The following is a 19,627-nucleotide window of genomic DNA, read 5'->3' on the forward strand; positions in this document are numbered from 1 at the left end:
CCTGGATTATTGTACGGCCCCAAAGGGGAAGAGATGGAAAATCATCCAGGCGCGGCCGAGATTTTCATCGGCACGGAGGGCGTCAGCGGCCTGATGCGCGCGCTCGACTGGTCCGCGACCTCGCTCGGGCCGGTCGCGCAATGGCCGACGAGCCTGCGCTCGATCGTCCGCATGATGCTGACCTCACGCTACCAGATGTGGATGGCGTGGGGGCCGGAGCTCACCTTCTTCTGCAACGACGCCTACAGCCCGACGCTCGGCGTCAAGTTCCCGTGGGCGCTGGGGCAACCGGCGCAATCGGTATGGGCGGAGATCTGGCCCGAGATCGGCCCGATGATCGACCATGTCATGCGGACCGGCGAGGCGACCTATTCGGAGGGCATGCTGCTCTTCCTCGAGCGCAGCGGCTTCCGCGAGGAGACGTATCACACCTTCTCCTACAGCCCCTTGTTCGACGATGCGGGCGCGATCGTCGGCATGTTCTGCGTCGTGGTGGAGGAGACCGATCGCGTCCTGAACGAGCGGCGGCTCGGCACGGTGCGCGAATTCGCCTCGGCCGCCGCGGTGACGACCGGCGAAGCGGCTCTGTTCGGGGCGATCGGCGAACAGCTGGGGCACAACCTCGCCGATCTACCCTTCACCCTCACCTATCTGCACGGGGCCGATGGCGATCGGCTGGCCGCGCGATCGGGTATCGGACCGATCGACGTGGCTTGGCCGGTGGCGTCGCTCGGCCCCGAGAGCGGACCGATCGAGATCGACGATCTGGCCCGCTGGATCGACGAACCGCCCGCCGGGCACTGGGACAAGCCCGCCGAACGCGGGCTGATCGTGCCGATCACGCAGGGCGCCGGCGGCGGGCTCGCCGGGTATCTGGTGGTCGGCCTCAACCCCTATCGGCCGCTCGACGCAGCCTATCGCGATTTTCTGGTCCTGCTCGCCAACCAGCTCGGCGCGGCGCTTGCTGCCGCGCGGGCGTACGAGGAGGAAAGGCAACGCGCCGAGGCGTTGGCCGAGATCGATCGCGCCAAGACCGCTTTCTTCTCCAACGTCAGCCACGAATTCCGCACGCCGCTGACGCTGATGCTCGGTCCGCTCGAGGAGGTGATGGCGACCCCGGTCGGCCGCGATCCCACCACTGCGCGCCATCAGGTCGAACTGGCGCACCGCAACGGCATCCGCCTGCTGCGCCTCGTCAACAGCCTGCTCGATTTCTCCCGGATCGAGGCTGGTCGGGTCGAGGCGCGGCGCGAGCCGACCGATCTGGCCGCCTTCAGCACCGACATCGCCTCCAGCTTCCGATCGGCGATGGAGAAAGCCGGGCTCGATTTCCGCGTCGAAAGCCGCCCTTTGCCGCATCCCGTCGCGCTCGATCGCGACATGTGGGAGAAGGTGCTGCTCAACCTGCTGTCGAACGCGTTCAAGTTCACGCTCGAGGGCGGCGTGACCGTCACGATCGCGCCCGCGGCCGATCGCGCGCAGGCGGAGGTCCGCGTCGCCGACACCGGCATCGGCGTCGCGGAAGAAGAGATGCCGCGCCTGTTCGAACGCTTCCACCGCATCGAGGGCGCCGCGGGCCGCACCTATGAGGGCAGCGGTATCGGCCTCGCCTTGGTGCAGGAGCTGGTCCGGCTCCATGGCGGCACGATCGAGGCGACGAGCGTGCCCGGCAAAGGCACCACCTTCATCGTGCGGCTGCCTTATGCGCCCGACGCGGCGATCGGGACGGTCGATCCGCGGCCGAGCAACGCCGCCGCCTTCGTCGAAGAGGCGATGCGCTGGCTGCCCGAACCGCGCGACCTGATCGACGATAGCGGTGCTGCCCCGCCCGGCCTGCCCACGCATGCCGAAGGGGCCGGCAAGCGCGTCCTGCTCGCCGACGACAATGCCGACATGCGCGATTATATCGAGCGCCTGCTGATCGGGCACGGCTATCGGGTCGAGACGGTCGGCGATGGCGCGGCCGCGATCGCCGCGCTCCGGCGCGAACCGCCCGATCTGATCCTGTCCGACGTGATGATGCCGCGGCTCGACGGCTTCGGCCTGCTCGATGCGGTGCGCGGCGATCAGGCGACCGCGAGCATCCCGGTCATCCTGCTCTCGGCCCGCGCGGGCGAGGAGGCGAAGATCGAGGGACTGGACGCCGGTGCCGACGATTATCTGACCAAACCGTTCGCGGCGCGCGAATTGCTGGCGCGCGTCGCCGCCAATATCGAGCTCGCGCAGATCCGCCGTAACGCCGCGCGCGCGGTGATGCGCAGCGAGCAGAAGGCGATCCTGAGCGAGGAGCGGCTGGCGGTGGCGCTCCGCACCGGCGGCATCGCGGTCTTCGAATATGAGGCGGGCCAGGAGGAGGCGACCGTGCTCGGCCCGCTCGCTGCCCTGTTCGGCGTGCCGGAACAGGATGCGGCGCAGGGCGTGCCGCTCGCGCGCTTCATCGCGGGGATCGTACCCGATGACCGGGCGGAAGTGGCGGCCCGGATCGAGCGATCGCTTGCCACCGGCGCGCCCTACGAAGTCGAATATCGCGTGTCGGGCGGGGGCGAAGTCCGCCGCATTCTGGCACGCGGCAGCGTCCAGCCGACCGACGAAGGCAAAAGGCGGCTCGTCGGTGCGCTGATCGACGTCAGCGGCGAGAAAGCGGCGCAGGATGCGTTGCGCGCCAAGTCCGCCGCGCTCGAGATCGTCAACCAGGCCGGCGCCGCCGTTGCCGCCAATCTCGATCTCGAGCAGATCGTGCAGACCGTCACCGATGCCGGCGTGGCGCTGACCGCCGCCGAATTCGGCGCCTTCTTCTACAACGTCCTCGACAAGGAGGGCGAGAGCTACATGCTCTATGCGCTCTCGGGCGCACCGCGATCGGTGTTCGATGGCTTTCCGATGCCCCGCAACACCGCGGTGTTCGCGCCGACCTTCGGCGGTGAGGGCGTCGTCCGGTCGGACGACATCACGCAGGATCCGCGCTACGGCCTGAACAGCCCGCGGCGCGGCATGCCCGACGGGCATCTGCCCGTGCGCTCCTATCTGGCGGTTCCGGTTCGTTCGCGCGGTGGCGACGTGCTCGGCGGCCTCTTCTTCGGCCATTCGCGACCGGCGCAATTCAGTCCGCAGTCCGAAGAGATTCTCGAAGGGCTGGCGGCGCAGGCGGCGGTCGCGATCGACAACGCCCATCTGTTCCGCGCCACCCAGGCCGAGATCGAGCGCCGGCGCCAGACGGAGGCGGAACTCCAGGCGCTCAACGCCAGCCTGGGCGAACGCGTCGATCACGAGGTGGCCGAGCGGCTGCGGATGGAGGAGGCGCTGCGCCAGGCGCAGAAGATGGAGACGATCGGCCAGCTCACCGGTGGTGTGGCGCACGATTTCAACAATCTGCTGACGATCATCATCGGCGGGCTCGACACGATCCGCCGCTCGGGCCCGAACGACGATGCGCGCCGCGCACGCGCGCTGGAGATGGCGACGCAGGGCGCCCAGCGCGCCGCCACCCTCACGTCGCGGCTGCTCGCCTTCGCGCGCCGCCAGCCGCTCGAACCCAAGCCGATCGACCTGAACCTGGTCGTGCGCAACTCGACCGAATTGCTCCACCGCACATTGGGCGAGCAGATCGAGCTCGAAGGCGTGCTGAGCCCGCGGCTATGGCCGGTCGAGGTCGACCAGAACCAGCTGGAAACCGCGATCCTCAACCTCGCGGTCAATGCGCGCGATGCGATGCCCGAAGGCGGCACGCTGACGATCGAAACCGCCAATGCGATGCTCGACGAAGCCTATGCCCAGACCGACAGGGAGGTGCGGCCCGGCCAATATGTCGTCATCTCGATCAGCGACAACGGCACCGGCATGGACAAGGCCACGCTGGCCAAGGTGTTCGAACCCTTCTTCACCACCAAGGAGGTCGGGCGCGGCACGGGGCTCGGCCTGTCGATGGTCTACGGCTTCGCGAAGCAATCGGGCGGGCATGTCGGCATCTATTCGGAGCCCGGCGAGGGCACGACCGTGAAGCTCTATTTCCCGCGCTATCGCGGCGAGATCGTCAGGACGGACGCGGCCGAGCGCGCGGCCGCGCCGCTCGGCTATCGCGAGGAGATCGTTCTCGTCGTCGAGGACAGTGACGATGTCCGCGAGTATAGCGTCATGATCCTGAGCGAGCTCGGTTATACCGTGCTGGAGGCGCACGATGGCCCCTCGGCGCTCGTGATCCTGCGCGAGGATCGCCGGATCGACCTGCTCTTCACCGATGTCGTGCTGCCGGGCATGACCGGCCGCGCGCTCGCCGACGAGGCGCTTGCCCTGCGCCCCGAGCTGCGCATCCTGTTCACGACGGGCTATTCGCGCAACGCGATCATCCATCAGGGGCGGCTGGACGCGGGGGTGAACCTGCTCACCAAGCCGTTCACATTCGACCAGCTCGCCGAGCGTGTCCGCGATGTTCTGGATCGGTGAGCGCGTCGCCCCGCGTCAGTCAGCTATTGATCGCGTCGGTACGATCTCGGCGCACTCGAATGTCCTGGCATGCAGCCGCCAATGCGACACGTTCTCGAGTTGCTCGAACCGGCCGATCGCATTGGCGATGGCCTGGCCTTCATCGGTCGCGTCCGCGATCTCGATCGTTCGCTGACAGACATGATGGTCATGTCCGCGCGAGTCCGGAATGTCGTTGAAGAAGCAAATCCTGTAAGCGGCCATATTGCCCTCCATCGCGACCGAGATAGCGCATGGAGCCATGCGCCTCGTTACGTAATGTTCACAGGGCGACCCGGACATCCCGCGCATGCGCTCCGGGGACGCGATGCCGCGCGCTTCACTTGGCCGCCTTCGTTTCGCGCTCGATCGAGGAAGCATAATGTTGATCGAGCTTCCGGAGAAGCCGCAGAAAGCGGCGCTCCCGCACATCCTTCTCCCGTTCCTCCAGCTTCCGGAAACGGGCGATGCTATCGCTGAGCGCGGCTTTCAACATCTTATACATGGCGCAGTCACATCCATAATAGCCGCTGGAAAGTATCCGCATATGTTGCCGGCCGAATATGCGGGGGTTTACCTAAGCTCCGCCGCGGCGCGGATTTCTGGGCATCGTGCCATGGCCGATGGCGGTCGGTCAGACGTTCGCGAGGCGGAGATTGACGCCGACGAAGATCATCATGACCCCCTGGAAGATGAGATCGATGACGAGCAGGAAGCCCAGCAGCCAGAGCGCATTGAACGGCCAGCCCATGGCTATGATGACGGCCGCCAGGATGCTTGCCAGCCCGGATGCAAGCATCCACCCCCACCCAGCCTTGTGACGCCCGAGCGCGAACACCACGCGCGCAATGCCTGAGCCGCCGAGCACGGCGGCCAGCAGCAAGACGATCATCCCGGCCGCAAACCGCGGATCGTAAATCGTCAAGGCGCCGGCCGCGAGATAGAGCAGCCCAGAAACGATGAGGAATGCCATGCGGCCCCAGCTTCGCATGGCGAAAGCATGGATCAGCTGGAATATCGCGGCGACGAACATCATCGCACCGATCGTGTAAGTTACGGCGATCGTCGCAAACAGCAGATTGACGGACGCGACCAGTCCGAGAAGCGCCAGCACCAGCCCGATCCCGATGAACCACGGCCCTGCGCGAGTCCCGTCGCCCGGCGGCACGACACCTTGTCCTATGATCCATGCAACCATCGCTCGACCCCTTCCGTGCAGTCGTTCGTCGCGACGCTAAAGCAGGAATTGGAGCGGCGATGTCCGTGAATCTACGCATTTCCCGAGCGTTCGACGGGCCGCACAACCATGGCTGCAAGCCCGCTGCGGGCGATGTGCGGAGATCCGAGATGACATCGCAGGCAACCGACCGCCGCCGCCTCGGGCAACGCGCACTGCGATCATTTCCCCGAACTTGCCGGCGATCGTCGCAGTTTCCGCCGGCGAGCCCTGCGTCGACCCGACGCCCCCCCCCGAGTGAAGGAGATGCTACGTGACCAAAACTGACGGACAATTGCAGCGCGACGTAATGGAGGAGCTCGAATGGGAGCCGAGCATCGACCACGCCGATATCGGAGTAGCGGCGAATGACGGGGTCGTAACCCTGTCCGGCTTCGTGAAATCCTATCCGGAAAAACTGGCGGCCGAACAGGCTGCGCGCCGCGTGGCCGGAGTCAAGGCGATCGCCGAGGAGATCAAGGTGCGTTTCGCCTCCGATCCCAAGACCGCCGATCACGAAATCGCCCGCCGCATCCTCGATATACTGGCCTGGGACGTGCTCGTGCCCGACGATCGCATCACGGTGAAGGTCGAGCATGGCTGGGTGACGCTGAACGGCGACGTCGAGTGGAACTACCAGAGCAACGAGGCGCGCAAGGTTGCCGGTCGCATCACCGGCGTGCTCGGCGTCACCAACCTGATCAAGGTCAAGACTCTTCCCGCGGCGTTCGACATCAAGGAGCGGATCGTCGCGGCGTTCAAGCGCCAGGCCAATTTCGACGCAGGGTCGGTCACCGTTGCCACCGAAGGCGGGACCGTCAAGCTCGGCGGCAGGGTCAAGGCGTGGCACGAGCGCGGCGTCGCCGAGCGCGCGGCCTGGGCGGCCCCCGGCGTGACGAAAGTCGAAGACAACATCGTCGTCGCCCTCTGATCGTTGCGCACGGCTATCAACGGCCACCCGTTTGCCCGGGTGGCCGTTTTCGCATCCGTAACTTCACGCATATCGATGCCATCCTCCACGCAATATTCAAACAATGAATTGAGGAGGCCGAGATGAAGAATATTCTTTTGCTCATCCATGACGATGTCGGACAAGATTCGCGGTTACAGGCGGCGATTGACTTGACGCGCGCGCTCGATGCCCATTTGAGTTGTATCGATATCTCGATCCTGCCGACCTTCCTCGGCGATTATTGCGATGCGGGGGCGGGCGTCGCGATGGTGCTCGAAGAGGAGTGCAAGCGCGAGAGCAAGAACAAGCCCGCGGTCGAGCGGCGGCTTTTGCAGGAAGGCCTGTCCTGGGACTGGATCGATTTTACGGGCACGCTGGCAGAGGGCGTGCAGGAGGCTGCCACGCTGGCGGATCTGATCGTGCTCAATCGCGCGCTCGACGAATTTCCCTATCCCGATATGCGCGATGTCGCGAGCCGCATCCTGATGCATACGCATAAGCCCATCGTCGCCGTGCCGGATGCGCTCGAGCATTTCGCATTGGATCGCGCCTTGATCGCCTGGGACGGGCATCGTTCGACCGCCGCCGCGATGCAGGCCAGCGTTCCCTTGCTTGCGCTTGCGAAGGAGGTTGAGATCTTCATGGTCCGCGACGGCGCGGAGGAAATCGCGCCCGAGAACGCCGCCGAATATCTCGCGCGCTATGGCATCTCCGCGAGCGTCAAGGTCATCGACGATGGCCTTCACCCGGCCGATGATCTTATCGCCAGCGAGTCCGCCCGCTGGCGCGCGGACTATATCGTGATGGGCGCTTACGGCCATGGCAGGCTGGTGGAAACGTTCGGCGGCGTTACGAAGCGCATGCTGGCGCAAAGCAAGCTGCCGCTCGTCCTCGCCCACTGACGGATCGGCCACGGCCGCGCGCGACTGGCACGACGCCCTGCCCAGGCGAGCAGGGCGTCGTGCCAGTGCGCATGCCCCCCAATGCCACCATCGTCGGCTGTTCGCCGTACCGGCGCAGTGCAAGCCACGCTTCCGGGCGGTTTACGAACCAGCCGACAACCTCGGTTATCGATAGGACGCCCAGCGCGCGTCGCGGCCATAAATGTCGCGATAGGTCTCGATCTTGCCGTCCTCGCTCGTCCCCGCCGTGAAGTAGACGACATAGACGGGCAATGCCGTCGCCAGCGGGAGCGTCCGCGTGGTGCCGGTGATCAGCAAGGTGTCGACCTCGATCGCGCGCGACGGACCCAGCAATGTCCGGGCGAGTTCCTCCGGCTCCTCGGTGCGGATGCAGCCGTGGGAAAACGCCCGGGCGTCCTTGGCGAAGAGCGATCGCGCCGGTGTGTCGTGAATATAGACGCCGTATGGATTGGGCATTTCCAGCTTGATCCGGCCGAGCGCATTGTCTGGGCCGGGACGCTGCCGCACGACGAGCTGCCCTTTTGCATCGACGCTCGAGACGAAGCCGCGCCGCGCCGCTTCCTGCGGCCTTTGGCGAACCAGCTTGCCGATGCTTTCGTCGACGATGCTGCATGGCACGTTCCACCACGGATTGACCGTGATCGCCTTGACCACCGCCTGAAACGCCGGCGTGCGTGTTCCCGGTTTGCCGACGATCACCTTGCGGCTCGCGACGATGCGTCCATCCTCGATCAGGTCGAGCCGATAGGCGGGCACGTTCACCCACAGATAGCGTTGCCCAAGATCGCGCGGCAACCAGCGCCAGCGATCCAGGTTGGCAGCGATCGTCTGGCAAGTGGCAGGTGACGCCGGGCAGCGCGCGAGACTGGCCTTGAGCTGGAGATAGGCCGGGCTTGTGGGCAATAATCGCGCAAAGCTTGCCCGCACGCTGTGGCGGGCCAAAACCTGATCGAGCCACGCGCCGTAATCGAACTTCTCCCGCGCGATGTGCCAATCGGTCCGCACCGCGGCCGGAGCCGCCCCCTCGTAGAAATCGTGCGCCAGCTTGAGCGCGATCTTGTCGGCCAGTGCATCGAGATCGGCCGCCTGCGCGTCGCGTGCCTGGGCGAGACCGGCCGCGTCGTAATCCTTGGGATCCAGCCCTTCTTCAGCGCTTGCGGCGACCGTGGTGAGCAACGCCTCGACGTCGGACTCCGCCCACCGTGGCGCGGCATCGGCCCGTGCCGCCGTCAGCGCCCAGAAAATCGCGCCGACGGCTGCGAGCCGGGTAAGATCTTTCATCGACGGATCAATGCGCGAGGAAGACGGGAACGGGGCTTCCGCTCAGCATCGCGCGCGATACGCCGCCGAACAATGCCTCGGTGAGGCGACCATGGCCGAAGCCGCCCATGACGACATAATCGGCCTTGAGAAGGTGAATGGCGTCGAAGATCAGCGCGGCGGCCTTCCCGTGCGCCGCCGTCTCCCTGCGGATTACGGCGGAAATGCCGTGCCGCGAAAGATAACTGGCCGCGTCTTCGGGCGGGGTTGCGATCGATCCGTCGTCGACGGTGTTCAGCGTGACCGTCTCGGCGAACCGCAGAAGGGGTATGGCGGCCTGCAATGCGGCATCGCACGCCGGCGAGCCGTCCCAGCAGATCAGCGCCGTCCCCGACAGATTGATGCCGCGCGACAGGTCCGGAACCGCCAGGATCGGCTTGCCCGCCTTGACCGCCACCTCCGACGTCGCCGCCAGCATGTCCGGCAAGGGAGCGGCGTCGAGCTTCCGGTTGACGACGATCAGATCGGCCAGCCCCGCCTGATCGACCAGGGACGGTGCGATCGCGCCGGTGGTTTCGATCCAGTTCCAGCTGATCTGCTCGTGCGCGAGCCGCGCCTCGATGGCGGCACGGTTGTCGCTCTCGCGCGTCCGCTCGTCCTCCAACAGCATGGCTTCGCCTGCGCCGCTGTAAAAGTCGCCCATCAGGATCGGCATGATAGCGACGTCCACGCAGGTCAGGTGACCCTCGAGCGCACGGGTCACGTCGAGCGCCGCCTGCAGGCGCGCCTCCTGTCCCGGATCATCATGCATCAAAACGAGGATATTCTTCATGACGGCCTCCATGCCCTTGCAGCGGGCTCGACCTGATTAGGCAGGCCGCGTGACGGCCCATATGCGGGACTTTACGGATGAGGCCGGCAACGGCGTCGGGACGTCGCCTAAAGGCGCGTTGCGCGGGCTTCGGCCTGCGGGATGAGCGGCGTGAGATCGAAGCCGCACGCGAAACCGCCTTTCAGCATTTCGGATGCGGAAAGCCGCCCCGCCTGCGAGAGCGCCCATAAGGAGACGGCCCGCCTGCCGGTCGCGCAGAATGCGAGCGCTGTACCTCCGCTCTCGTGGAGGGCGTGACCGAAAGCCCGGATCGCCGCCTCGTCATATTGCCCGGGCGATACCGGGACATGGTAATAAAGCAGCCCTGCGGCGCGCGCGGAATTGGCCAGTTGCGCGCTGCTCGGCTGGCCCGGTTCCTCGCCATCCGGGCGGGCATTGATGATCGCGACAAACCCGGCATCCCTGGCCGGCTGCATGTCGCTCGACGCCAACTGCGAGGCGACAGCCACGTCGGGCGCGAGACTCTTGTAATTCACTCCACGGACTCCCCAGTACGTATGTTCCGTGCCCGCTTATGATGTCCGCGGTTCAGGCGTCGGACTGCTGGCGTTGCTTCAACGACAGTCCGCGCTCCGCCGCCACGTCCGCATCGACATCGGCGCACACCTTGCGCGCCAGATCCTGCACCTGCGCCAGAAGCGGATCGAGATAGTCCTCGCTCAGGCCTTCGACCGTTTCGCCGAAATGAAGATTCTCGACGGATTTCATGCCGAGCCCATGCGCCAGATAGCGCTCGAACACGTTGCGCAGCGCCTCGATCTGGCCTTGCTGGTTGAGCCACGCCTTGCTGGCGCCGGACGAGGTGATGCTGACGAGCCGCTTGTCCTTGAGCAAAGCCGTGCCGACGCCGCCCTGCATGTCCTTGGCGGTCACACCGCTTCCCAGGACGCGGTCGACATAACCCTTCATCATCGCGGGCGGCATGCCGAACCAGATCGGGTAGACCAGGACGAACACGTCGCTGCCACGGATAGCCGCATGCTCGAACTTCACGTCGGGCATCACCGACGTGCCTCCCTCGTGCGGCCGTTCGCTATCCTTGAGCAGAGGATCGAAGCCGATGGCGTACAGATCGCGCACGATCGGTTCCTGCCCGCATTGCCGCACGGCTTCGCAATAGGCATTCGCGACGAGCCCGTTGAAGCTTCTCGAGCTGGGATGGGCGAGGACGACGACGTGCCGGGGGCGAAAGAATGCGGGTTGATCGGACATGGCGTTTCTCCTTTGCGCGACCTCCTATCCGGCCCACCGCGAGCCGACTGTTGGTAATGCTACGTACCTGCGCGCAAAGGGATCGTGCCCGTCATGCTACCGTGACATCAGAACGGGCACGCGCGGGTTGTCGACGAGCGACCGCGTAACGCCGCCGAGCAGGATCTCCCGGATGCGCGAATGGCCGAAGCCGCCGACCGCCAGCACATCGGCTTGGGCGGCCAGCGCGAAATTCTGGAGTTGCTCATCCTCGCCGCGCTCGTTTTCGATCCAGTGGCAGCTCGTGTCCAGGCCGTGACCAGCAAGATAGTCCGCCATCGGGCATCGTTCGGCGGTGTTTCCCGTATCACGCTCGGGATCGACCCCCACGGTGACCACGTCCACCGTCGCCCTGGGTTCGGCCAAGGCGACCAGATCGTGCGCGACACGCACCGCCTCGGCCGAGGGAAGCCAGCCCAGCGTGGCACGACGGATCGGCGCCAGTTCCCCATCGTCGGGAAGCAGGAGCAGCGGCGTCCCTCCGGCCAGCAACAGGGTTTCGATCGCGCGCCGGCGCAGCCAGTGGACGCGCCAGGTCGAGGGCGCCCCGAACACGATCAGGTCCGCGATCACGTCGTTTCTGCGCAGATCGTGCGCGAGCCACGATATGTCGCCGTAGATACTGGAGAGCGTGACCCGCTCATCGTCGCCAGCCAGCAGCGTCCTGACCTGTTGCGCGTCCTGCGCCGCATCGGCGCGGAGGTCGCTCTCGGGCAGGAACAAACCACCCATCGGCGCAAGCGCGGTCGAGATCATCGGTGCGGGCGTGAAAATGGTCACGCTCAGGTCGGCATTCATCGCGCGCGATCGCGCAGCAAGCCTCTTGAGAAAAACTTCGCTCCCGACCGGATCATCGATGAATGTTGCGATGCTTTTGATCATGCCGGTCTCTCCCAATTCCGGCCGATAGGACCGCAATCCTGGTCGATCCGCATCTGGTAAAACTACGTACGGCTGGAAGGCAGAGCACGCAATGGCGCCGGATCCCGATCGGGAACCAGGGTCTTCATGGCTTCGAGGACCAGCAGGAGCGTCAGCCGGCTGAGCGCCTCCGCGGCACTGAGCCCGGCCGCCTCCGGCACGGGAGCAGTCACGATCGATCTCCCGCGATGAACGGCATATAAGCGTGGCGCACCAGAATGCGGGCGCAGACGGTGAGCGGCGCTGCCAGCAGCACGCCCAACGCCCCGAACAGCACGCCCATCGCGAACAATGCGAACAGTGTGAGCGCAGGCGGCAATTCGACTGCGCGACGCTGGATCAGCGGGGTCAGGACATATCCCTCGAGCTGCTGTACGACGACGAGCAGCAAGACCGTCATCCCGGCGGCGTCGACGCTCACCGCGAGCCCCAACAAAAGCGCGGGAACGGCCGTCAGAATAGGCCCGACATAGGGGATGAACTCCAGGATGGCTGCGATCAATCCCAGCGCGGCGGCCGCGGGCAGACCGATCGCGAGGCCCCCCAGCCCCATCAGCAGGCCGACGATCGCCATCGTGACGAGCTGTCCGACGAGCCAATGCCTGAGATCGTGGGCCATTTCGTCGAGCGCCATGGACACCGGCTTCGCGGCTCGGGGCGGGACAAGCGCCAACAAGCCGCTTCGATACAGATCGGGCTGAAGAGCAAGATAGGCTCCGCCGACCAGAGCGAGCAGCAGGCTGCCGACCGCGCTCGCAGCGCTGCCGGCAAGCTGGGTCACGACGCTCAGGCTCCCGCCGTCGGCGACCCGGCGCACGGCCCAGGCGAACACCGGATCAGGCAGGCCGATATCGCGGAGCCTGGCCTCGACCCATCGCCAAGACGCCGGCAGTTCCACTGCGATGCGTTGAACCTGCCCGATCATGGGCTTGCCGAAAAGTAGGACAAGCCCGGCGGCTGTCGCGATCAGCAATGCGATAGCGAGCAGGAGGCTCCAGCTCCTGCTCAGGCGCGTGACCGCCGCGACGCAATCGGCGATCGCGACGAGCAGGACGGCGAACAGCACCGCGGCGAATACCAGCAACAGCAGATCGATGAGTTGAAAGAGCGCGATCGCCAGAACGACCGCTGCCAACGCGATCAGGATGCGTTGGACATAGTCGCGCGTGGCGAGCGAACGCCGCCCGGGCGCTTCCACCGGCTCACTGGGAGATGATGATGGTTTTGGCACGTCCCTCTTTTCGCGCGGGGTGAATTCTCGACCGAAGCCTGCGATCCGATGTCGGATCTGCACCGCGCGGGCGCCCGGCTGCATCGGCCGTGCATGCTATCGATCGCGTCGCACGACGGCTCTTGGTAATGCTACGTAACGGGTGCGCGCTATCCGCCATCGGCCGGCGTGGTGGCGTAACTCCATGCCCAGTCGCGGATCTCGGGCATGTCCTCGCCATGCTCGCAAACATAGTGATGATGTTCGAGCAGCTTTCTCCGAAAATCCTGGCACGCCTGCGCGGCACGGTCGATCAGGCCCGGCACGCGATTGATCACGTCGATGGCAAGGTGGAAGCGATCGAGATCGTTGCGCACCACCATATCGAACGGGGTGGTCGTCGTGCCCTCTTCCTTGAAGCCGCGGACGTGGAAATTGTCGTGGTTGGTCCGCCGATAGGTCAGGCGGTGGATCAGATAGGGATAGCCGTGGAAGGCGAACACCACCGGCCGGTCGGTCGTGAACAATGCGTCGAATTCGGCGTCGCTGAGCCCGTGCGGATGTTCGCTTTTGGGTTCGAGGCAGAGGAGATCAACCACGTTGACCACCCTGATCTTCAGGCCGGGTATGTGGCGGCGCAAAAGATCGACGGCGGCGAGCGTCTCCAACGTGGGGACGTCGCCGGCGCAGGCCATGACGACGTCGGGGGGCGTGCCATCGCGATCGGTGCCCGCCCATTCCCAGATGCCGGCGCCTGCCGCGCAATGGTCCTCGGCTTCGGCGGCCGTCAGCCATTGGGGCGCGGGTTGCTTGCCCGCGACGATGACGTTGATACGATCATAGGTGCCGAGGCAGTGATCGAGCGTGCGGAGCAGGCAATTGGCATCCGGCGGCAGATAGATGCGCACGACGTCGGCCTTCTTGTTGACGACGAGATCGAGGAATCCCGGATCCTGGTGGCTGAAGCCGTTATGATCCTGGCGCCAGACGTGCGAACTCAACAGATAATTGAACGACGGTATCGGCTTTCGCCAGTCGAGTTCCCGCGCCACCTTCAGCCATTTGGCATGCTGGTTGAACATCGAATCGACGATGTGGATGAACGCCTCGTAGCAGTTGAACAGGCCGTGCCGGCCGGTGAGGGTATAACCCTCCAGCCAGCCCTGGCAGAGATGCTCGGAGAGCACTTCCATCACCCGCCCGCCCTGACCCAATTTCTCGTCATAGGGCTCGACCGGCTCCATCCACGCCCGGATCGTGGCATCGAACACGGCGCCGAGACGGTTCGAGTTGGTCTCGTCCGGGCCCATGATGCGGAAATTCCGCGCCTCGGCGCTCAACCGCAGCACTTCTGCCAGATAGCTGCCCGCCGGACGGGTATTTTCCGCAACCGTTGCGCCGGGGCGCGGGACCGGCAAGGCGAACTCCCGCCAGTCGGGTCTGGCGAGGCGCCGGGCCAGCCCACCGTTGTTGGCATAAGGAGTTGCGCCCATCCGCTTCGCGCCGTCCGGCGCAAGCGCGCGCAGGTCCGGCAGGAGGCGCCCGTCATTGTCGAATAGCTCGTCGATCCGGTAGCCGCGCATCCAGTCTTCGAGCAGCTTGCGATGCGCTGCATTCTCCCGCACCTCGGCAACCGGAACCTGGTGCGCCCGCCAGAAGCCTTCGACCTTCTTGCCGTCCACGACCTTGGGTCCGGTCCATCCCTTCGGGCTGCGCAGGACGATCATCGGCCAGCGCGGCATGCCGATCATGACCCTGGCGCGCGAAGCGGTCTGGATATGGCCGATCTGCTCGAACGCGCGATCCATCGCCGCCGCCATCGCGCGATGCATCGGCGCGGGACTGTCGCCGTCCACGAAGATCGGATCGTAGCCGAACCCTTCGAACATGTTCCGCAGCGTCCCGTCGGTCATGCGGCCGAATATGGTGGGACCGGCGATCTTGTAGCCGTTCAGATGGAGGATCGGCAGCACCGCGCCGTCGTGAACCGGATCGAGAAACTTGTTGCCGTGCCACGAGGCCGCGAGCGGCCCGGTTTCCGCCTCGCCGTCGCCGATGACGCAGGCGACGATCAGGTCGGGATTGTCGAACGCGGCACCGAAGGCATGGCTGAGCGAGTAACCCAGTTCGCCGCCTTCGTGGATCGAGCCGGGCGTGTCGGGCGAGGCATGGCTGGGGATTCCGCCCGGGAACGAGAATTGCCGGAACAGGCGGCGCATGCCGGCTTCGTCCTGGCTCACCTGATGATAGATTTCGCTGTAGCTGCCTTCCAGCCACGTATTGGCGACCATGCCGGGCCCGCCATGGCCCGGGCCGCAGACGTAGAGGACATCGCTGTCGCGCGCGCGGATGATCCGGTTCAGATGGGCATAGATGAAATTCAGGCCGGGCGTGGTGCCCCAATGCCCCAGCAGGCGCGGCTTGATATGCTTGGGCTGCAGCGGCTCCTTGAGCAACGGATTGTCGAGCAGATAGATCTGCCCCACCGACAGATAGTTGGCAGCGCGCCAGTAGCGGTCGATCAGTTCGACCTCGGCATCGCTCAGTGCGGCCGACGCCGTCGCTCCGTCGTGCCCACGCTCGCGCTTCGCCGTCAGCGCCATGTCCGTCGGTTGCATGATCGAATCCCGTCCAGTGTGCCGACGAGAAGAGCGGAACGGGCATCCGGACTTTATGCGTATAGGTACGGATGCCGAGATGGCGAGCGCGGCCCTATCGCGACGGCATGAGCGAGATTCCGATCGTGACATGGCTGTCCGAAGTGGTGCGACCGCAACCGAGCCGGGTCGTGCTCCGTCCCTTCACGCCCGCCGACGATCCGACCGCCGATGCACCGGGCGGCCGTGGACGAACCGGACGCGTGATCGACCGCGTGCTTGCGATCGGTCCCGCGGACCTGAAGACGGAGTTGGACGATGTCCTGGCGAGCCTGCGCGATCGGCACGACGATATCGAGCCTGTCCTCCTCCGCCGCTTTCGCGAGGTCGTTCCCCCGAGCTTCGTCGGCCCGACGATTTCGCACGAGGGGTCACTGCTGATCGGAGCCTATTTCAGCGAGGAATATTCCTTTGAGGCGGCCGCCCTCTTCAATCCGAGTATCGTCCCCCACCCCGATCAATCGGGCGTACAGCCAGGCGCCGTTCGGTTCGTCATGTCGCTGCGCGGCGTCGGCGAAGGCCATATCTCGTCGATCACGTTCCGCACGGGAACGTTCGACGGTCGCAGCCTCGTCATCGACCCGCCTCTCGCGCACGCAATATCCCCATCGATCGAGGAGATCCCGGGGGGCGCGGAGGATGATCCGGGCGTGCGGCTGTTCTGCGGCGCAGGTCGCGACCTGTCGGCGATCGTGATCTTTCCCGTAACCTTGCGCCAGCGCCACGGTATCGAGGATCTTCGCCTTACCCGCTTCACCGAAGATGACGGGCGCCACTCCTATATCGGCACATATACGGCGTTCAGCGGCGAAGCGGTTCGAGAGGAATTGCTCCGAACCGAAGATTTTACGAGCTTCGAGCTGTCCGCGATGCGCGGGGCGGTTGCCGGGACGAAAGGCATGGCCCTGTTTCCGCGTCGCATCGGCGGACATTTCGCCATGCTCGCGCGCCAGGATCATGAAAGCATATGGTTCCTGCGCTCGAACGACCTCTACGAATGGGGCGATGGGCGAAAGATCGTGAGTCCGCGATTTCCCTGGGAGCTGATCCAGATCGGCAATTGCGGCGCACCGGTGGAAATCGACGAGGGGTGGCTGGTGCTGATCCATGGGGTCGGCCCCGTGCGTAACTACAGCCTCGGGGCCTGTCTGCTCGACAAGAACGACCCCACCCGCCTCCTCGCCCGCACGACCGAGCCGCTCATCGGCAGCAATCCTACCGATCGGGACGGCTATGTACCCAACGTCGTCTATAGCTGCGGCGCGATGTTGCACGGGCGGACATTGCTCCTGCCTTATGGCGTCGCCGATTCCTTCACCGCGTTTGCCACGATATCGGTCGACGCCCTGCTGCGCGCGATGCGATAGCGCGCCGCGCCCGGATCGACATCCGTACATACACGGAATGCCTCGTCTCCCGGCAACTCCTAGTCCGAAGCGACAGGAGGCATCGACCATGAAGACATTGAGACTAGCGGCAGGCGTCGCTGCGTTGGCAGCGGCTTTCTCTTTCTCCTCGGCAGCGCCGTGCGCGGAAACCCCATGGGCCTGGGCAGTGCGGGTGCTGGACAGCCAGGATCTGGCGACGCTCCATCCGCTCATCCAGGAGCTTTTGCAGGTCCATACCGTCGGCACCGCGTTGGCGTGGAAGTCTCCCTCCGGAAAAAGCGGCTTCGTCCATCTCGACAGCGGAGGCGATCAAGCGGGCTCGGCCGACGGAACGGTGCGGATCACCAAGGGGACCGCCGGGCACGAAAAGCAATTGTTCGTCTTTCGGTACCACAAGGATCCGGAAATGGGTTGGGCAATCGTCGGCTGATCGGCGAGGCTCCATTGCGAGGGCGCGGCACCGGACCACTAAGTCCGCGCTTACGTAGCCTTCCTAATAGGGCGCCCGCGCCCCGGAGCTTACGCCTTCATCGCCGTCGCGGCTCGCGCCGGACCGCACGATGTGGAGGACGTTATGGAAATCCGGGAAATTCTGGTCTTGCTCCGCCCCGAGGGGCCGAATGACGCCATGCTGGCCGCCGCAACCGGCATCGCGGCTGAAACGCGCGGCTTCGTCCATGGCCTTTGCATCTACGCCGTTCCCGCACCGACCACCGCCGAATGCTTTGCGCTCGGCGAGGTCGCGGTCGACGCGGTGGTCGATCATATCCAGGTGGAAACCGAAGAGCTGGTCGCGCCGTTGCACCGCATCTTCCAGGAGCGTCTGGCGACCGCCGGGGTCGATGGCGACTGGACCGCGCTCGATACGTTTTCGGCGAACGCGGCGATCGTCGCGCGCGCACGGCTGGTCGACCTGGTCGTCATGCCACGCCCCGAACAGCATGAAACCGAGTGCCGTCACGTCGCCGACACGCTCCTCGCCGACAGCGGGACGCCCTGCCTGTTCGTGCCGGCCGACTTCAAATATGACGGCATCCGGCGGATCGTGATCGCCTGGAACGGGACGCGCGAGGCGACGCGGGCGATCGACGAAGCGATGCCGCTGCTGCAAAAGGCGGAAGCGGTCGAAGTGGTGGTGGTCGGCGATGTCGAACACATGCCGACACCCGCCGGCATCGAGGCCCTGGAACGGCACCTTGCCCGGCATGGGATCGTGATCGGCACCACCCAGGCGACCAACAGCCGCGACACCGCCGAGATCATCCTCGATTGCTGCCAGATCTTCCGCGCCGATCTGCTGGTGATGGGCGCTTACGGGCATGCCCGTATGGCCGAGACCATCCTCGGCGGGGTGTCGCGGTCGATCCTGCTGCACGCACCCTTGCCCGTCCTGATGGTGCATTGACCGCCGCCGCATAGCCCTTGTCTAAGCCCGGCGTCCGCGTCCGCGCCGGCTGAACACGAACCCGCGAAACAGGACCAGGCCGGGTATCAGCGGTAGCCACAGGGTCAGGCTCCGCAGCAACAGCGTGCCGGCAAACGCGACCGCCAGCGGGACGCCAAGGAGCGAAAGCATGCCGGTGCAGCTTGCCTCGAAACTACCGAGACCGAGCGGCAGCGGCGCGAGCGTGACGGCGATCGAGGCCGATATCACGGCGACGAACATGGTGGAGAGCGGCACCGGGTGTCCCAGCGCCTTCAGGCAGAATCCCAATGTCGCCGCGTCGGCCAGGAAAACGAGACCGTTGAACAAGGCTGCCTGGGCGATCAGGCCGGGGCGACCGATCAGATCGCGTGGCGCCTCGCCGATGACATGCACCAATCGTGCGATCGCGCCGATGCGCTCGAGACGCCGCGGCAACGGCCTGCTGCCTTTGCTCCGCAGCCACAGTGCGGCGCCCGGCAGGATAAGCGCGACGACCAGAAATATCAAAACCAGCACCGCCAGCACTGGCGTCGCCTTATGGCGCAGCGCCAACACCAGCAGCATGATCAAAGCGAGCAGGGCATAAGCCGCATAATAGCCCACCATCGAGACCAGCAGTGCCGCCATGGCCGCGCCGCGTGGGCAGCCAAGCGCGGTCAATCGGTCGACCAGGACGATATTTCCGCCCATGCCCGCGCCCGGCAGGACCTGGTCGGCGAACAGCTTCGAGAGGGCGATCCTGATCAGGCCCGCGAAAGGCAGGCTGACGCCCGCCGCGCGCAACACCGCCCGCCAGCCCATCGCAACATTGCAATAGGTCGTGATCTGCAGCGCGAGCGCAGCGACGAACCATGCCGGCTGCGCCCGGCGGATCGTGCGAATGAATCCCTCGAAGTCGGCCGCGCGCAGGACGACGACCACCAGGCCCACGAGGGTTAGGAACATGAGGAGCGGGCTGATCCAACGCCCTCTGCTGCCGGACCGTGTCGTTTCGCTGGCCATCCTCGCCGCTCTAGCCGGCCCGCCCTCGCCGGCGATTGGATAAGTTACGTAGGTTTCCGGATTCGTCCGAC

General features: G+C 65.6%; 18 protein-coding genes. 6 read left to right on the plus strand and 12 right to left on the minus strand.

The window, feature by feature from the left end; genetic code table 11:
- Positions 1–33: 33 nt before the first annotated feature.
- On the plus strand, positions 34–4,440 hold the full coding sequence (locus AB4Z44_RS14375; RefSeq protein WP_404710380.1) for an ATP-binding protein: 4,407 nt from the start codon (positions 34–36) through the stop codon (positions 4,438–4,440).
- A gap of 15 nt (positions 4,441–4,455) precedes the next feature.
- On the opposite strand, the gene AB4Z44_RS14380 is transcribed toward AB4Z44_RS14375, so the two are convergent.
- From AB4Z44_RS14380 to AB4Z44_RS14390, 3 genes are all read right to left on the minus strand, one after another.
- On the minus strand, positions 4,456–4,683 hold the full coding sequence (locus AB4Z44_RS14380) for a hypothetical protein (protein WP_404710381.1): 228 nt from the start codon (positions 4,681–4,683) through the stop codon (positions 4,456–4,458).
- A gap of 115 nt (positions 4,684–4,798) precedes the next feature.
- On the minus strand, positions 4,799–4,954 hold the full coding sequence (locus AB4Z44_RS14385; RefSeq protein ID WP_404710382.1) for a hypothetical protein: 156 nt from the start codon (positions 4,952–4,954) through the stop codon (positions 4,799–4,801).
- 138 nt (positions 4,955–5,092) lie between these two features.
- A complete protein-coding gene (locus tag AB4Z44_RS14390) occupies positions 5,093–5,656 on the minus strand; it encodes an HdeD family acid-resistance protein (protein ID WP_404710383.1) in 564 nt (187 codons plus the stop codon).
- 292 nt (positions 5,657–5,948) lie between these two features.
- Here AB4Z44_RS14390 and AB4Z44_RS14395 point away from each other — a divergent pair, with 292 nt between their 5' ends.
- Together AB4Z44_RS14395 and AB4Z44_RS14400 are read left to right on the plus strand one after the other, a co-directional pair.
- Entirely contained in the window at positions 5,949–6,605 is a 657-nt protein-coding gene (locus tag AB4Z44_RS14395) for a BON domain-containing protein (RefSeq protein WP_404710384.1), read from the plus strand.
- A gap of 122 nt (positions 6,606–6,727) precedes the next feature.
- Positions 6,728–7,528, plus strand: coding sequence for a universal stress protein (locus tag AB4Z44_RS14400; RefSeq protein ID WP_404710385.1), 801 nt, complete (start codon positions 6,728–6,730; stop codon positions 7,526–7,528).
- A 165-nt stretch (positions 7,529–7,693) separates the two neighbouring features.
- Here the strand turns inward: AB4Z44_RS14400 and AB4Z44_RS14405 are convergent, their stop codons facing one another.
- From AB4Z44_RS14405 to AB4Z44_RS14440, 8 genes are all read right to left on the minus strand, one after another.
- Positions 7,694–8,830, minus strand: a complete 1,137-nt coding sequence (locus AB4Z44_RS14405) for a L,D-transpeptidase family protein (protein WP_404710386.1) — start codon at positions 8,828–8,830, stop codon at positions 7,694–7,696.
- Between the two features lie 7 nt (positions 8,831–8,837).
- Positions 8,838–9,641, minus strand: a complete 804-nt coding sequence (locus tag AB4Z44_RS14410; RefSeq protein WP_404710387.1) for a universal stress protein — start codon at positions 9,639–9,641, stop codon at positions 8,838–8,840.
- 107 nt (positions 9,642–9,748) lie between these two features.
- Entirely contained in the window at positions 9,749–10,177 is a 429-nt protein-coding gene (locus AB4Z44_RS14415; RefSeq protein ID WP_404710388.1) for a TIGR01244 family sulfur transferase, read from the minus strand.
- 52 nt (positions 10,178–10,229) lie between these two features.
- Positions 10,230–10,913, minus strand: coding sequence for an NAD(P)H-dependent oxidoreductase (locus tag AB4Z44_RS14420; protein WP_404710389.1), 684 nt, complete (start codon positions 10,911–10,913; stop codon positions 10,230–10,232).
- A 96-nt stretch (positions 10,914–11,009) separates the two neighbouring features.
- Complete coding sequence (locus tag AB4Z44_RS14425) at positions 11,010–11,834, minus strand: universal stress protein (protein ID WP_404710390.1); 825 nt, start codon at positions 11,832–11,834, stop codon at positions 11,010–11,012.
- Between the two features lie 62 nt (positions 11,835–11,896).
- Entirely contained in the window at positions 11,897–12,046 is a 150-nt protein-coding gene (locus AB4Z44_RS14430; RefSeq protein ID WP_404710391.1) for a hypothetical protein, read from the minus strand.
- Positions 12,043–13,104: an AI-2E family transporter gene (locus tag AB4Z44_RS14435; protein ID WP_404710392.1), complete on the minus strand. Its 1,062-nt coding sequence runs from the start codon at positions 13,102–13,104 to the stop codon at positions 12,043–12,045. Before AB4Z44_RS14435 ends, AB4Z44_RS14430 begins: the two co-directional genes overlap by 4 nt.
- 149 nt (positions 13,105–13,253) lie before the next feature.
- Entirely contained in the window at positions 13,254–15,701 is a 2,448-nt protein-coding gene (locus AB4Z44_RS14440) for a phosphoketolase (protein ID WP_404710393.1), read from the minus strand.
- Positions 15,702–15,808: 107 nt separating this feature from the next.
- Here AB4Z44_RS14440 and AB4Z44_RS14445 point away from each other — a divergent pair, with 107 nt between their 5' ends.
- The 3 genes from AB4Z44_RS14445 to AB4Z44_RS14455 all read left to right on the plus strand — a co-directional run bounded on the left by AB4Z44_RS14445 (position 15,809) and on the right by AB4Z44_RS14455 (position 18,533).
- Complete coding sequence (locus AB4Z44_RS14445) at positions 15,809–17,107, plus strand: glycoside hydrolase family 130 protein (protein ID WP_404710394.1); 1,299 nt, start codon at positions 15,809–15,811, stop codon at positions 17,105–17,107.
- 88 nt (positions 17,108–17,195) lie between these two features.
- On the plus strand, positions 17,196–17,558 hold the full coding sequence (locus AB4Z44_RS14450) for a hypothetical protein (RefSeq protein WP_404710395.1): 363 nt from the start codon (positions 17,196–17,198) through the stop codon (positions 17,556–17,558).
- A gap of 144 nt (positions 17,559–17,702) precedes the next feature.
- Entirely contained in the window at positions 17,703–18,533 is an 831-nt protein-coding gene (locus tag AB4Z44_RS14455) for a universal stress protein (protein ID WP_404710396.1), read from the plus strand.
- 21 nt (positions 18,534–18,554) lie between these two features.
- Here AB4Z44_RS14455 and AB4Z44_RS14460 read toward each other — a convergent pair whose 3' ends face one another.
- Positions 18,555–19,499 (minus strand): YbhN family protein, encoded by a 945-nt coding sequence (locus AB4Z44_RS14460; protein WP_404710397.1) that lies wholly within the window; start codon positions 19,497–19,499, stop codon positions 18,555–18,557.
- Positions 19,500–19,627 lie beyond the last annotated feature (128 nt).

Source organism: Sphingomonas sp. MMS24-J13 (assembly GCF_044905095.1).
Taxonomy (GTDB): Bacteria; Pseudomonadota; Alphaproteobacteria; order Sphingomonadales; family Sphingomonadaceae; genus Sphingomonas_I.